The sequence below is a fragment of the Amycolatopsis pretoriensis genome (assembly GCF_900107925.1).
GTDB lineage: Bacteria > Actinomycetota > Actinomycetes > Mycobacteriales > Pseudonocardiaceae > Amycolatopsis > Amycolatopsis pretoriensis.
Genome location: NZ_FNUJ01000016.1, coordinates 46,397 through 59,096, shown reverse-complemented (window position 1 = coordinate 59,096; position 12,700 = coordinate 46,397). Strand labels below are relative to the sequence as shown.

At 67.7% G+C, this 12,700-nt stretch carries 11 protein-coding genes and 1 tRNA gene; 6 read left to right on the top strand and 6 right to left on the bottom strand.

The features are described 5' to 3' along the window. The first annotated feature begins 100 nt into the window (after nucleotides 1-100). The 3 genes from BLV96_RS45630 to BLV96_RS45620 all read left to right on the top strand — a co-directional run bounded on the left by BLV96_RS45630 (nucleotide 101) and on the right by BLV96_RS45620 (nucleotide 5,050). The gene (locus BLV96_RS45630; protein WP_091390407.1) at nucleotides 101-2,671 is read left to right on the top strand and encodes a glycosyltransferase; all 2,571 of its coding nucleotides are present in this window, start codon (nucleotides 101-103) and stop codon (nucleotides 2,669-2,671) included. Next, nucleotides 2,671-4,119 (top strand): radical SAM protein, encoded by a 1,449-nt coding sequence (locus tag BLV96_RS45625; protein ID WP_086675241.1) that lies wholly within the window; start codon nucleotides 2,671-2,673, stop codon nucleotides 4,117-4,119. The genes BLV96_RS45630 and BLV96_RS45625 overlap by 1 nt, the downstream gene beginning before the upstream one ends. A gap of 91 nt (nucleotides 4,120-4,210) precedes the next feature. Next, the gene (locus tag BLV96_RS45620) at nucleotides 4,211-5,050 is read left to right on the top strand and encodes a lysozyme (protein WP_086675242.1); all 840 of its coding nucleotides are present in this window, start codon (nucleotides 4,211-4,213) and stop codon (nucleotides 5,048-5,050) included. Here BLV96_RS45620 and BLV96_RS49495 read toward each other — a convergent pair. Next, the gene (locus tag BLV96_RS49495; RefSeq protein WP_143051139.1) at nucleotides 5,047-5,238 is read right to left on the bottom strand and encodes a hypothetical protein; all 192 of its coding nucleotides are present in this window, start codon (nucleotides 5,236-5,238) and stop codon (nucleotides 5,047-5,049) included. The genes BLV96_RS45620 and BLV96_RS49495 overlap by 4 nt on opposite strands. Before the next feature lie 51 nt (nucleotides 5,239-5,289). Here BLV96_RS49495 and BLV96_RS45615 point away from each other — a divergent pair, with 51 nt between their 5' ends. The 3 genes from BLV96_RS45615 (at nucleotide 5,290) to BLV96_RS45605 (ending at nucleotide 7,362) form a co-directional block, all read left to right on the top strand. Further along, nucleotides 5,290-6,507: a GDSL-type esterase/lipase family protein gene (locus BLV96_RS45615; protein WP_086675243.1), complete on the top strand. Its 1,218-nt coding sequence runs from the start codon at nucleotides 5,290-5,292 to the stop codon at nucleotides 6,505-6,507. 79 nt (nucleotides 6,508-6,586) lie between these two features. Then, the gene (locus BLV96_RS45610; protein ID WP_086675253.1) at nucleotides 6,587-6,979 is read left to right on the top strand and encodes a hypothetical protein; all 393 of its coding nucleotides are present in this window, start codon (nucleotides 6,587-6,589) and stop codon (nucleotides 6,977-6,979) included. 26 nt (nucleotides 6,980-7,005) lie between these two features. Next, a complete protein-coding gene (locus BLV96_RS45605) occupies nucleotides 7,006-7,362 on the top strand; it encodes a ClpX C4-type zinc finger protein (RefSeq protein WP_086675244.1) in 357 nt (118 codons plus the stop codon). Here BLV96_RS45605 and BLV96_RS45600 read toward each other — a convergent pair. The 5 genes from BLV96_RS45600 to BLV96_RS45580 all read right to left on the bottom strand — a co-directional run bounded on the left by BLV96_RS45600 (nucleotide 7,352) and on the right by BLV96_RS45580 (nucleotide 12,603). Continuing rightward, the gene (locus BLV96_RS45600) at nucleotides 7,352-8,155 is read right to left on the bottom strand and encodes an SAM-dependent methyltransferase (RefSeq protein WP_086675245.1); all 804 of its coding nucleotides are present in this window, start codon (nucleotides 8,153-8,155) and stop codon (nucleotides 7,352-7,354) included. The two genes, BLV96_RS45605 and BLV96_RS45600, sit on opposite strands and share 11 nt — an antisense overlap. Nucleotides 8,156-8,210: 55 nt before the next feature. After that, nucleotides 8,211-9,302: a TIR domain-containing protein gene (locus tag BLV96_RS45595; RefSeq protein WP_086675246.1), complete on the bottom strand. Its 1,092-nt coding sequence runs from the start codon at nucleotides 9,300-9,302 to the stop codon at nucleotides 8,211-8,213. A 108-nt stretch (nucleotides 9,303-9,410) separates the two neighbouring features. Further along, nucleotides 9,411-10,679 (bottom strand): pentapeptide repeat-containing protein, encoded by a 1,269-nt coding sequence (locus BLV96_RS45590; RefSeq protein WP_158104123.1) that lies wholly within the window; start codon nucleotides 10,677-10,679, stop codon nucleotides 9,411-9,413. Nucleotides 10,680-11,239: 560 nt separating this feature from the next. After that, nucleotides 11,240-11,313 (bottom strand) — tRNA-Pro (locus BLV96_RS45585). A gap of 117 nt (nucleotides 11,314-11,430) precedes the next feature. Further along, nucleotides 11,431-12,603, bottom strand: a complete 1,173-nt coding sequence (locus BLV96_RS45580; protein WP_086675248.1) for an alginate lyase family protein — start codon at nucleotides 12,601-12,603, stop codon at nucleotides 11,431-11,433. Nucleotides 12,604-12,700 lie beyond the last annotated feature (97 nt).

The window sequence follows — 12,700 nt, the reverse complement described above, 5'->3', positions numbered from 1 at the left end:
CCACGTGGCGGGGGAAAGCGCTCTCTGCTCACGCGGCCACACGCCGCCACAGCCCGTACGCTGGAAGTGACGGCGAAGCCGAGACGGGAGTCCGACATCGATGTCAGTCCTCTGGGGCGTGTCCTTCGACGCCACCGCGCTGTCCGGGGTCGTGGTCGAGTTCCTCAAGACGGCGCGCCGGTTCCCCGGCCACCGCGTCCACCTCGACCTCGGCTACGACATCCGGCCCGACAAGGGTGCGTTCTTCCGGCCCTACCGCGACGAAGCCGGGCTGCTGCCTTCCTGGGTCACCCTCGACCGCGTCGAAGGCGTCGACGGGATCCGCGGCTACGACCGCGAGTTCGTCGACCGGACCCTCCGCGAAGTCGCCCAGCACGGTGACGAGACGCTGCGTCCGGAGATCGACCGGATCGCCGGCGAACTGGCCGAGCGCATCGTGGCCACGTGGGAGCGGCTCGGCGTCACGCTGGTGATGGTGGAGAACGGCACCCTGCCGGAGAACATCGCCTACACCGAAGCGCTCTACCGCGCGATCGGCCGGTACGGCACCCGGCACCGGCTCGGCCGGTTCGTGTTCTGGCGCGACCACGACCTGATGTGGCAGAGCGAACCGGGCATCGCCAAGTACGGCCGGTTCCCGTACCCCGGCGTCCCCGCACCGCGGGATTCACCGCACATCCACTACTTCGCGCTGCACGAGCAGGCGCTGGCGAAGACCCGGGAGTGGGTTCCCGGCCTGCGGAACATCGACGTCCTGCCCAACGCGTTCGCCATCGCGCCCGCACGCGTCGACGAGCGCAACGCGGGTTTCCGGCGGGACCACGGCATCCCCGCGGACGTCCCGCTGCTGGCCCGGATCACGCGGATCATCCCGCAGAAGCGCATCGACCGGGACCTGCACCTGCTGGTCCGGCTGCCGGGCACGTGGCTGTTCGTCGCCGGCGACGTCGCGGAGGCACCCGCCGAGCACGCGCGGCTGGTACGCCTGGCCGAAGACCTCGGTGTCCGCGACCGGGTCGTGTTCGGGGGCTGGCTGACGCCGTACGACACGAGCGTCCCCGGCCGCTACTCGGTGCGGGACCTCCTGGCGCACGCGACCGTCGTGTCGTTCCTGACCTCCTACGACTACGAGAGCTACGGCAACCCGGTCAGCGAGGCGATCGCGTCCGGGACGCCGTACATCACCAGCGGGTACGAGCTGTACGACGTCGTCTACGGCCGCAAGGGGTTCCGGGCGCCGGTGCTGGACATCCGGACCCGCGACCTGCCGGACGCGGCGTTCGCCCGCGAAGTGGCCGAGCTGATCACCGACGAAGGGAAACGGGCGGACGTGGTGCGGGCGAACTCCGAACTCGGGCAGGCGCACTTCGGCACGGAGGTCGCCGCCGACCTCGTCGACCGGCTGTACCCGCCACCGATGGGCGCCGGCACGCGGCTGTCCGTCGTGCTGCCCGTGTACAACGAAGGCGCGAACCTCCCGGAGGTGCTGCAGACTCTGCACGACCAGCGCGGTCCACTCGACAGGAGCCGCTACGAGGTCGTGCTGGTGGACAACAACTCGACCGACGACACCGTCGCCGTCGCGCGCGCTTTCGCGGCCGCTCACCCGGAGCTGGCATTGCACGTGATCGCCGAAGCCGAGCAGGGCGTGTCGTGTGCGCGGCGGGCGGGCATGGACTTCGCCGCGGCGCGCAGCCGCAACCGGCCCGACGCCGATCCCGCCGAGCGGTTCTATCTCGTGTCGGCCGACGCCGACTGCCGCGTCGACCCGCACTGGCTGAGCGAGCTGTTCGCCGCGATGGAGTCGAGCAAGGCGGCCATCGGCGTCTGCGACTACTACTACAACGCGGCGCACTTCACCGGGCGGCCACGGCTGTGGGACGCGATCCAGCGGACGCTGCGGTGCCGCGCGGTCACGTTTTCGCTGTTCGGCGGCTTCCCGGACGGCAAGGGCTTCGCCGTCGAGCGCGACGCCTACGAGCGCGCCGGCGGCATCGAGATCTTCTACCAGCTGCAGGACGGGAAGTTCGTCAGCCACCTCTCCGACGACTGGGACTTCGGCATCAAGGTCGCCAGTGGCGGCGACGCGATCACGTACGCGCCACGCTCCCGCGTCGAGATCAACCCGCGCCGCGTCGACCACGCCATCGACGAGGTCATCGCGGGCCGCGCCTACGGCTCCGACGGCATCATCGTCATGCGCGACATCCGGCCGTCGGCTCCGGCTGTCGCCGCGGACCTGTCCGAAGCCGAGGCCCGGCAGGCGTGGGAGTTCTCCATCAAGGACTTCACGCCGAAGAACACGATCCTGCCGGTGCTGCTGACCCCGGGGTTGCTGGAGGACGACGCCGTCATCGCGTTCTTCGGCGCCGATCTGGCGTCCCGGCTCGCGCGGCGGATCGCCGAGATCCGCGACGAGATGCGGGTCGTCGACTTCACGCCGATCCACGCCTACAAGACGCCGTCGTACCGGCTGTACTTCGAGTTCGCCGACGAGCTGTTCGCGTGCCTGCGCCGGCACGTCGGCGAGGACATCGGTCACCCGCCGCCGCTTCCGCCGTGCCTGGCGGAGGTCCCGGCCGCGCGGTTCGCCGAGTTCGTCCACTACTACTGCGAAGACCGCGAATCGGGAGAAGCTCACAACTACTTCGGCAACGGAGGGGTGTTCTGATGACCCTCGCCTACGAAGAGGCGATCGGCTCGCTGCACGCGCTCGACCCCGCGTGGCCGCGGCCCGCGGTGCTTGACGTCCTCGAGGCGCCGGAAAACCGGCACCTGCTGGACTTCGTGCAGGAGGATCCGTTCGGGGCGCACGTGTTCCCGGGCAACGTCCCCGGTGCTCCGGCGGACTTCCTGCGCGACCTCGATGCCCAGCTGGCGTCTTCGGGTCCGATCCACCTCTGGTCCTACATCCCCACCTGTGCTTATCGCTGCCGGTTCTGCCAGTACCCGGTGGTGCTGGTCAAGGGGAAACCCGAAGTGCAGTACGAGAAAGCCAAGCACTGGGTCGACCTGAACATCGCCGAGGCTCGGCTGTGGCTCGACGCCGTGCCGAACCTGCGTGGCGCGGAGGTGGGGGAGTTCAACGTCTTCGGCGGCACGCCCTCGTTGCTGCCCGAGCCGGAGATCCGCCGCCTGCTGGAGTTCTACCGCTCGGAGTTCGGGTTCACCGCCGACACGACGATCCGGTTCGAGGGCGACCCGAGCACGTTCACCCCGGCCAAGCTCGAGCTGCTGCGCGAACTGGGGTGCACCAAGCTGTCCAGCGGTGTCCAGTCGTTCGACGACCACGTCCTGGAGCTGTGCGGTCGCGAGCACACGGCGGAGATGTGCGTCGACTTCGTCCGCAACGCGCGTTCGCTGGACTTCGAGTGGGTCAGCATCGACCTCATGTACGGCCTGCTGGACCAGGCCCTCGACAGCGTCCGCCGCGACCTCGACGTCGTGCTGGAGAACGAGGTCACGGCGGTCGTGTGCACGAAGCTGCACCTGGCGTCCTACAGCGACACCCGCACCGGCGTCACCGGCGAGAAACCGGCGGCATGGCAGCTGCCGGCGTACCGGGACAAGCTGGTGCGCGACGGCCACCGCTGGCCGACGCTCGGCGAGCAGTACCAGATGCGCGAGCTGCTCACCGGCGGCCTGCGCGCCGCGGGCTACACCGAGCACCCGACGATGTACTTCGCGCGCGCCGGCCTGGGCCCCGAGAAGTGGAAGGCCATCATGGTCGACCAGGACAAGCAGGAGCCCGAGGTCGCGATCGGGCTGGGCGGGTCGTCGAGCTGCCGCGCGTCCGAGGCGATCACCGACGTCAACTCCCGCCGCTACGTCGAAACGGTGTCGGCCGGGCGGATTCCGCTGGGCTCGGCGACCCGGTTCACCCCCGAAGCCCAGGAGGCGCGAGCGGTGAAGATGGCGCTGACGACGTTGCAGCCGCTGCGGGATTCCGTGCACGCGGCGCGGTTCCCGGGGCGTTCGCTGTTCGCGGAACCGTGGCTGGGCAAGTTCCGTTCGCTGGCCGCGCGGGGGCTCGTCGAGCTGCGTCCGCACGACGGCGTCGTCGAACTCACCCCGGTGGGGGAGGTCCTGGTCGAGGCGATCATCACCACCGAGCTATAGATCACTACATCGAGTGACACATCGCTCGCGGGGAGCGACACGGGCAGGCACCATGGGCTGTGGACGTGCCAGTACCGAGATCGGAGCCCCGATGAGCCGAACCGTTGCCGGACACGACGAACAGCGGTGGCGGCCCCGGCTCGCCGCGGCGGGCGCCTTGGCCGCGCTCGCCTCGGTGGCCGTGGCGGCCCCCGCGGAAGCTTCGCCGGACTACTCGCTCGCGGCCACGAACTTCGCGGGCACGCAGATCGCGTTGCACGAGGGCGTGGTGCCGGGATCGGCCCGGGCCGACACGACCGACCAGACGCTCGGGCACGACGTCAGCGGACACCAGGGCGCCGTCGACTGGGCGGCCGCGTCGGCGGGCGGCGCGAAGTTCACCTACGTCAAGGCGACCGAGGGCACCGGGTTCGTCAACCCCCAGTACGGCCAGCAGTACGACGGAGCGCACAACGCGGGCATGATCCGCGGCGCGTACCACTTCGCCCGGCCCGACATCTCGGGTGGCGCGGAGCAGGCGGAGTACTTCATCGCCCACGGCGGCGGCTGGCGCTCCGACGGCAAGACGCTCCCGGGTGCGCTGGACATCGAGTACAACCCCTACGGCGATGTCTGCTACGGCAAGAACCAGGCCGACCTGACGGCGTGGATCACCGACTTCACCCGGACGTACCTGGCGAAGGTCAAGCGCAGCGCGCTGATCTACACGAGCACGGCGTGGTGGAAGCAGTGCACGGGTAACGCGTCCGGGTTCGGGAACACCAACCCGCTGTGGCTCGCGCGCTACGGCCCGGAGGTGGGGGAGCTCCCCGCGGGCTGGGACAAGCAGAGCATCTGGCAGTTCGCCCGCGGCGGCGGCCTCCCGGGCGACCAGAACTACTACAACGGCCCGTTCGGGCGGGTCGTGGCGCTGGCCGGCGGGGCGGCTTAGCGCTCCCAGCGGCCGGTCAGGTCCGGCCACGGCGGCCGCCGCAGCACGGCGAGCGTGCCGAGCGTCGCGGCGATCAGCCCGGTGCAGACGGCCAGCAGGGCGACGCGGTTGGCGTTGACGGCCGGCTCCCACTTCGCCTGGCCGTCGCGGATCCCGCCATCGAACTGCACTTCGGCCGGCGCTGACAAGATCGGACAGAATCCTGTCGCTCCGGTGATCGGCTCCCTACCATCGGTCGGATGCGAGCAGTCCATCGGATCGCTGTACTGGCCTCGATTTCCGCGTTGGTCGTCGCTTCGGCGCCGGGAGCGGACGGCACGGGACACACCTGGTTCACGTCGTGGGCGCAGTCGCAGGACGGCCACGCCGACGCCCCGGTGTCGAACCAGTCGCTGCGGATGATCACCCACCTGAGCCAGGGCGGCGACGCGGTACGCGTCCGGCTGCAGAACACGTTCGGCACCGGTCCGCTGACGATCGGGCACGCCACGGCCGGCCTCAGCACGTCCGGCGCCGACGTCCCGGGAGCGCGCGACCTGCTGTTCACCGGCCGCCGGTCGGTCACCATCCCGGCCGGCGGCGAGGTGTGGAGCGACGAGACCCGCCTGGTGACGAGGCCGGACACGAACCTGGCCGTGAGCATGTCGGTCGAGGGCACGGCGGTCCCCGGCCGCCACGGCGCGGCCCTGCGGGACAACTACGTGACGGCGGCCGGCGCGGGCGACCACACGGCCGACGCATCGGGCGCGGCGTTCACGTCGACGGTCGGTTCGACGTACGTGGTCAGCGCGGTCGACGTGCACAACGCGTCGTTGCAGGGCACGGTGGTCCCGTTCGGCAGTTCGGTGGTGGACGGGATCGGCAGCACGAACTGCGGCCCGGGCTGCACCCAGCTGGGTGCGGACAAGCGCTGGACGGACGACCTGGCCCGACGCCTCGTCCCGGCGTCGCTGGCGGTCGCGAACGCGGGTGTCTCGGGCACGACGAGCGCCCCGACGTGCCCGGGGATGCCGCCATCGGTGGCCGGGCTGGACGCGGGAAGCCGCCTCGACCGCGACGTCCTGGCCCTGCACGGCGTCAAGTCGGTGATCTACTACTACGGAACGAACGACCTCGCGTACGGCTGCGACGCGGCAACGATCCTGGACAGCTACCGAGCGGTGTTCCAGCGCCTGCGAGCGGCGGGGATCGCGGTGTACGCAACGCCGAGCACGCCCCGGCCGGGCTACAGCGACGCGGCCAACCTGGCGCGTCACGAGATCGGGCTGTTCGTGTCCCGCTGGGCTTCCTGCGGCGGCACGTGTTCCGGCGTGGTGGACTTCGACGTGGTGTTGAAGGACCCGTTGAGGCCGAACACGATCCTCCCGGCGTACGACAACGGCGACGGAATCCACGCGAACGCGGCGGGCCAGCAGGCGCTGGCGGACTTCGTTTCGGTACCGATGCTCGCTCGATAGGGGCCGGTTCTGCACACGATGAGGTGACCTGGCGAGTCGGAGCGCGGGGATTATGCCTGCGGTTCAGCAGAGTACCTGCGTGAAGCACAACTCAATGGATGACGCCGGGTGCTGTCTGCTGTCCGTGGCCTGGAACATCGTCCCGCCGGCCGGAGGTTGGCCCGACTCCCGGCGTGGTGCGATCCGGCGCGACATCGAGTCCGTCTGTCGCTCCGCCGGGCTCGGCGCCCGGGACTGGGCCGCGCGGAACGGGGCCGGCGAAGAACCCGAGTACCGGCCCTTTCTGCAGCTTGCCGACGTCGCCTACGAGATTGCCACCCTCCTGCTCCTTGTCGAGGACTTCCTCGTGCCGGACCTGGAACGGGAGCACCGGCGGTGGGCCGAGATCGAAGAGCTGACGTCGCGGATGGCCGAGCTCGCCGAGTGGACGTCGAACTTCCTGAGCTTGTCAGGCTCCGCCTTACGACTGTAAGGTTCGTCCTGACAAAGGAGGTCGGGATGGCAACCGGGGTGATCGCGCGCTGTTCGTTCTGCGCCAAGCCGAACACCGAGGTCGACACGCTCGTCGGCGGGCCGGGCGTCTTCATCTGCGACGGGTGCGTGCAGCTATGCGTGTCGGTGATCGAAGGCAAGCCGGCCGACGCACCGCTCATCGCGCCGTGGGAGCACGACTTGCCGCTCGAACAGGTGCTGCAGAACCTGCGTCCGGTCGCGGCCGCCACCACGCAGGTGCAGGAGAACCTCGCCGCGTGGGTGGGCAAGGCGCGCGCGTTGGGCGGTACGTGGGCGCAAATCGGCGAGGCGCTGGGGATGACCCGGCAGTCGGCGTGGGAGCGCTTCGGCTCTACCGCTTGATGCCCACGCCGGCGTAGAGGCCGTCCTCTTCGGGATCGACCACGGCGGCAACGCGGTCCGGCCGCCAGTTCGCCGACGTCGTCAGCCCGGGTTCGACGAGGTCGAACCCGTCGAAGAGGGCAAGCACCTCTGCTTTAGACCGCGGGTAGATGTGGTCCTGCGTCGACCGCATGGTCTCGGCGATCTTGGGGTCGCTGAGCACGGCGAAGTCGTTGGTGAGGTGGGTAAGCGCGAGGTGGCTGCCGGGGGCGAGCGCGTCGCGGTAGGCGCCGAAGACGCCCTCGACCTCCGGCAGGTAGTGCCCGAGGGTGATGGCGAGCAGCCCGACCGGTTCGCCGAGGTCGAGCAGGCGCTTCACCGGCTCCGAGCTGAGCACGGCTTGGGTGTCGGTGGCGTCGGCCTCGAGCGCTTCGGCGTTCGTGTTGTCCTTCAGCAGCATCAAACTGTGCGCGACGGCAACGGGTTCGTAGTCGACGTAGACGACTTTCGACGCGGGATCGACAGCCTGGGCGACTTCGTGCACGTTGCCGACGGTCGGGATACCTGACCCGAGGTCGAGGAACTGCCGAACGCCCTGGTCGAGCATGAACCGCACGGCCCGCCGCAGGAAGGCGCGGTTCCGCCGGGCCACGTTCGCCACCTGCGGCTGGATGGTCTCGAGCTTCTGGGCGACGGCCCGGTCGGCGGCGAGGTTGTGCGCGCCGCCGAGGAGGTAGTCGTAGATCCGCGCGGCGCTCGGCCGGGAAAGATCCGCGCCGGGCGGAATCCAGTCGGCGCCTTCTTGATCGGTCATGGCAGTCCCCCTCGAATCGGCCTGCCTCACTCTAGCGGCCGTGTATGGATGTTCGTCAGAAGCTGCCGGACAGCTTCGCGGCATATGCTCGAAGTGCTCGTTGGTAGTCCCCCAGCTTCGCTGGGTCCATCTCGATCGTCACGCTGAAGGTAAGGTCCACGTCTTCGCCGGCGAGGAGACGCGGGGTGAGTCCGTCCATTTGCTGCATGAAGTCTTCGACGAATTTTCTGATCTGCTCGATCGGCAAGTCGGCGAGCCGCGCTTCGAGGTCGGCGATGTGCCGGATCGCGTCGTCCTCGAACCCGGTTGCCCGGATCGCAGCAGCCCAGCCTAATACTTCGCCGTAGATACCGGTCATCCGCTTCGCCAGATGGATGATCCGTTCGGGATCGCCGGGATCGCCGGGTTCGCCGGGTCTCCCGAAAGCGGCAGTCTGTGCTGCGTCCGACAGCACGCGCTCGAGACTGGCTACGATCGTGCTCACCGAAGTCAGCCGGCTTTCGAGCCAGGGCAGCCCGTCGCTCTCGGAAATCACCTGGCCGCTGTGCGGGGCGTACTCGATGACGTGGTCCCGGTACTTGTCCTCCAGATCGACAATTCCCTGGTGTAGCAGGCCGCCGTAGAGAAGGAACTCCCACCCGGGGGGTCGTTCACTGAGCACGACGGCTACGGCTTCCGGAGACCGCGGCGCTCGGCCGTCGAACTTCGGCTCCCGCGTCTGGGCCTGGTCGCCGAGCTTACGGACGATGGCATCGACAATGCCTGTCGTACCGGCGAACTCAGCGTCGACGTAGCCGATGGTGGACAGAAGGCCTGGAAGCTCCGAATCATCGACGCGCACGGGAAGGAGGTAGGGAGCAGTCTGCTGAAAGGCGCGATCCTGAGCTGCCTGCCGTTCGTAGTTGGTCCATTTTTTAGCGACGTAGTGCCGAGAGATGAAGAGAACGGCATAGCGTGCACGACGGCCGTAGACCGCTTGGAGGAAGTCCAGGAGGTTCTCTCCCCACATCTCGGCGGTGCTGTCCTCGTCGAAGAAGACCTTGACTTCCTGCTCCTTGAGCCGGTCCACGACATCCCTGACAAGCTGCCGATCTTCTCCGGCGAACGACACGGCGATGTCATAGTCGTAGGTCTCAATGTCCGTCATGATCGCGGTGGCCTCCCTCAGACGACTACACCTTAACGGCGCGCCGCGACTCGAGAGCGGAGACAAGCTGCGCGGCTGACAGCCTGCAGACGTGAGTGACACCTCCGGTCATCGCTTTGCGCCTTGAAGATTGGCACCGGTAAGTGTGGTGTACCTCAGGTCGACACCGCGCAAGTCGGTGTCTCGAAGGTCGGCTCGGGTCAAGTTCGCGCCGACGAGATGCGCCTGTCTCATGTCCCGTCCACGGAAGGACGCACCGGTAAGGTCGGCGGCGTCGAATCGAACGTTCCCGATCGCTGGTCCATGCGCAGAGCCGGAACCGACGACGAGGGTGAAGCTGAAGTCAGTGTTCTCTAGCTTGCCCCTTGTGAAGTCAGCACCGTTCAGGGAAGTATTGGAGAAGTCGGCCGAAGCTAGTCGAACGTAAGTGAACCGTGCGTTTGTCAGGTCGGCATCGTGGAAGCTCAAGCGAGCAGGTGCGGACGGTCGTGGCAAGGTTGCGTCCGCATACGGTGCGTCCGTCCCGCCGCTGTCGTCGTCGAGCATCGAGGCGCCGAGGTCTGCTCCGACGAGGCTTGCGCCGGTGAAGCTGCTTCCATGAAGGATTGAGAAGGTCAGATTGGCTCCGTCCAGCTGAGCATCATTCGCAAGCACCCCTAGCCACTCTGAGGCCGGCAAACCCGCCCCTCGAAGGTTGGCCTGCTGCAATCGGACGCCACGAAACCGAGCCCCTCGCATGTTCGAGAACGCGAGGCTCGCGCGATCCAGATTCAAATTCGCAAAGGTCTCCGTTTCTAGGTTTCGGTGGTCGAGGCAAATTCCTGTCACGTCGGCCCAAGGAACTACCGGGCCGACGTCACGCGCGGACAACACGGTCAGAGCGGCGGCAACATCGACAGGTGGACGTTGTGCAAGACCCGCGTTTACGATCGGCGTTGATGTAGGCGGACATGATGTGTTCTCCCGAACATAGGCGCTGAGAAGGCGCATAATAGTGTTCGTGTCTCTTGCGGAGTCTTTGGCGAGCCGCTCGAGGGCATAGATGCCGCCGAGTCGAATGTCGAGCTTCTCGGAGCCGAGCTGTTCAACCGCGCGGCCGAACCGGTCGGTATACTGGCCTTGTTCGTTCAACGCAGTCTGTTGTCGGGTGGCATCAAGGGTCCTGCTCGTTACGTAGAACGCGCCGACAGCCGCCAGACCTGTCGCCGCTGTGGCGACCATGGCAACTGCCTTCGCTCCGCGTCCCCAACCGCTCCAGTTGAACAACCAGAGCAGGACGATCTTGGAGCGCTGCCGGCGGGAAAGCTTCGGCGGCATAGATGGATGGCGCAGCCGAGTTGCGCGCATGCCGCGGACCGAGATGGTGCCGGCTGGCACGCGTCGAAGAGACCCGCTCATGTTGATCGGATTCGTCGCGCGGACGAATGCGTCTTCGAGTTCGTCAGTCTTTTAAGTCTCACCTGGAGAGAGTCGCCGCATCGAGTCCGGCCGCTACATCGCCCTAGTGCCGAAGTCGCATGCGGAGTTGATCAGTGGCGACCAAGATGGCTGTGGAGGCTTGTCAGTCACAGTCATGACGGCCAGGCGGACACCATCTACGTCGACTGCGTCTCGCGCGTCCGCTGCGCCAGAACCTTGGCACGCCAGCCGGGCGTGGAGGAGTGCTCGCGTGGCCGTGCATGTGCCGCTGAAGATCGCCGAGCCTGGATAGCTGCGCACCAGTCGGCGCTATATCCACCCCGGATCGGACGCTAGAGACTTTGCGGCCAACACCTGTCCGCGCCCAATCGGGCAAGTCTGGCCGAGCAACCGATTGCGGATTTGTCCCCAATATGTCCCCGAGTGCGTGCGCCCGACTGAACATGTCATGGCCTCGGTAGACACAAAGGGCCCGTGAGCTGCGGTTATGCTGCTCACGGGCCCTGCAAGTGCGTCCGTCGGGCTGACAGGATTTGAACCTGCGACCCCTTGACCCCCAGTCAAGTGCGCTACCAAACTGCGCCACAGCCCGGACCCGCACTCGCTGAGTGCGTGAGAAGTACTTTAGCGTGCCCCCGGAAGCCACCTTCAACTGGGGCCCACATCCGCCTGACCTGCGGGAACGCAGGTCAGGCGGACGACGTCAAGATCAAGCCGGGTTCGAAGCGTGCGTCAGGGTCTGCCACGCCACGAACAGGGCGTTCGTGCCCGCTGGGCGGCGGGACTCCGTCAGGGTCTGGGTGTTGGACATGGCGATGCCCAGGCGGTTGTGGAGCGCGTTGAAGCCCACCTCGGTCACCGGGCCCAGGCCCTTCTTCACGCTGCCGCCGCACAGCCAGGATGGGACCGCCGTGCCCAGCTCGTACTTCGACTGGAAGCCCAGTGCCTGGCGCAGGCGCTCGCCCACGTCCGTTCCGTACACGTCCTGGCCCTGGATCCGGAGCGTCTCCGCCACGTCCGCGATCGCCGCGATGCCGTAGCCCGTGTGGACGAAGTCGCGGCAGGTCTCCTGGGTCAGGCCGTCCACGAACGTGCTCTGGCCTTGCCAGTAGCTCACGATCTGGGACTTCGTCGTCAGGCCGCTGCCCGGGACCGTCTTCGGCAGGGCGCCGTCCGAAGCGATGTACACGTACGCCGCCACGCGGTTGCGGTAGCGGGTCACCGCCTTGTCGAAGTTCGTCTTGTCCTCCAGGAACACCGTGATACCCACCGCGGCCTCCATCATGGACAGTTCCCAGTTGCCGTTGCTGTTGCTGCCGTTGATGATTTTGTTCAAGTACACATTGCGCAGCATCGTGCCGAAGCGGCCCGAGTTCGGCCAGCTCGTATACGTGTACTTGATGATCTCCGCCGCGCGGGGCCACGACGAACCCGCCCAGCCCGTCTGCAGCGGCGCGTTGCTGTTGGTGTGACTAGTGATTGTCGCCGACCACGCGTCCATCAACGCGATAGCCTTCTGTGCGTAGCGGGCGTCGCCGGAGATGTACCAGATCAACGCGTCCGTGTACGCCGCGATCGCGTCTTCCCGCTCGTCGGTGCACCCGTAGTTCGGGTTCGAATAGGACCCGCATTCGACGACCGCGCGCGGTTTCGGCGTGCGGGATAGTGATGCGTAGGAACTCGAAACCGCCTGGTCGTACGCCGCTTTCCACGGCTGGGCGCCGGCGTTCACCTGGCTCTTGACGAAGTCGAGCTGCGGGCGGCTGACCAGCACGCCCGGGTGCGTGAACGTCGCCGGGGCCGCGGGGGCCGGCGTGGCGACCAGGCCCAGGGCGAGCGGTACCAGGGCGGCGAGCGTGACGACTTTTCTCAAGCGGGACATGGCTCTCCTCGAGACGACGGTGTCCGGGGCAGCGCGCTGTAAGCAGTCTCATGGTCCAGACCACCGCGCGTCAACCCGCGGAGAGCCCTTTCTTTTG

Excerpts from the sequence above, each read along its gene's own strand:
- BLV96_RS45615 (WP_086675243.1), top strand. The coding sequence starts at position 5,290 with ATGCGAGCAGTCCATCGGATCGCTGTACTGGCCTCGATTTCCGCGTTG.
- BLV96_RS45605 (WP_086675244.1), top strand. The coding sequence starts at position 7,006 with ATGGCAACCGGGGTGATCGCGCGCTGTTCGTTCTGCGCCAAGCCGAAC.
- BLV96_RS45625 (WP_086675241.1), top strand. The coding sequence starts at position 2,671 with ATGACCCTCGCCTACGAAGAGGCGATCGGCTCGCTGCACGCGCTCGAC.
- BLV96_RS45595 (WP_086675246.1), bottom strand. The coding sequence starts at position 9,302 with ATGACGGACATTGAGACCTACGACTATGACATCGCCGTGTCGTTCGCC.
- BLV96_RS45600 (WP_086675245.1), bottom strand. The coding sequence starts at position 8,155 with ATGACCGATCAAGAAGGCGCCGACTGGATTCCGCCCGGCGCGGATCTT.
- BLV96_RS45580 (WP_086675248.1), bottom strand. The coding sequence starts at position 12,603 with ATGTCCCGCTTGAGAAAAGTCGTCACGCTCGCCGCCCTGGTACCGCTC.
- BLV96_RS45630 (WP_091390407.1), top strand. The coding sequence starts at position 101 with ATGTCAGTCCTCTGGGGCGTGTCCTTCGACGCCACCGCGCTGTCCGGG.
- BLV96_RS45620 (WP_086675242.1), top strand. The coding sequence starts at position 4,211 with ATGAGCCGAACCGTTGCCGGACACGACGAACAGCGGTGGCGGCCCCGG.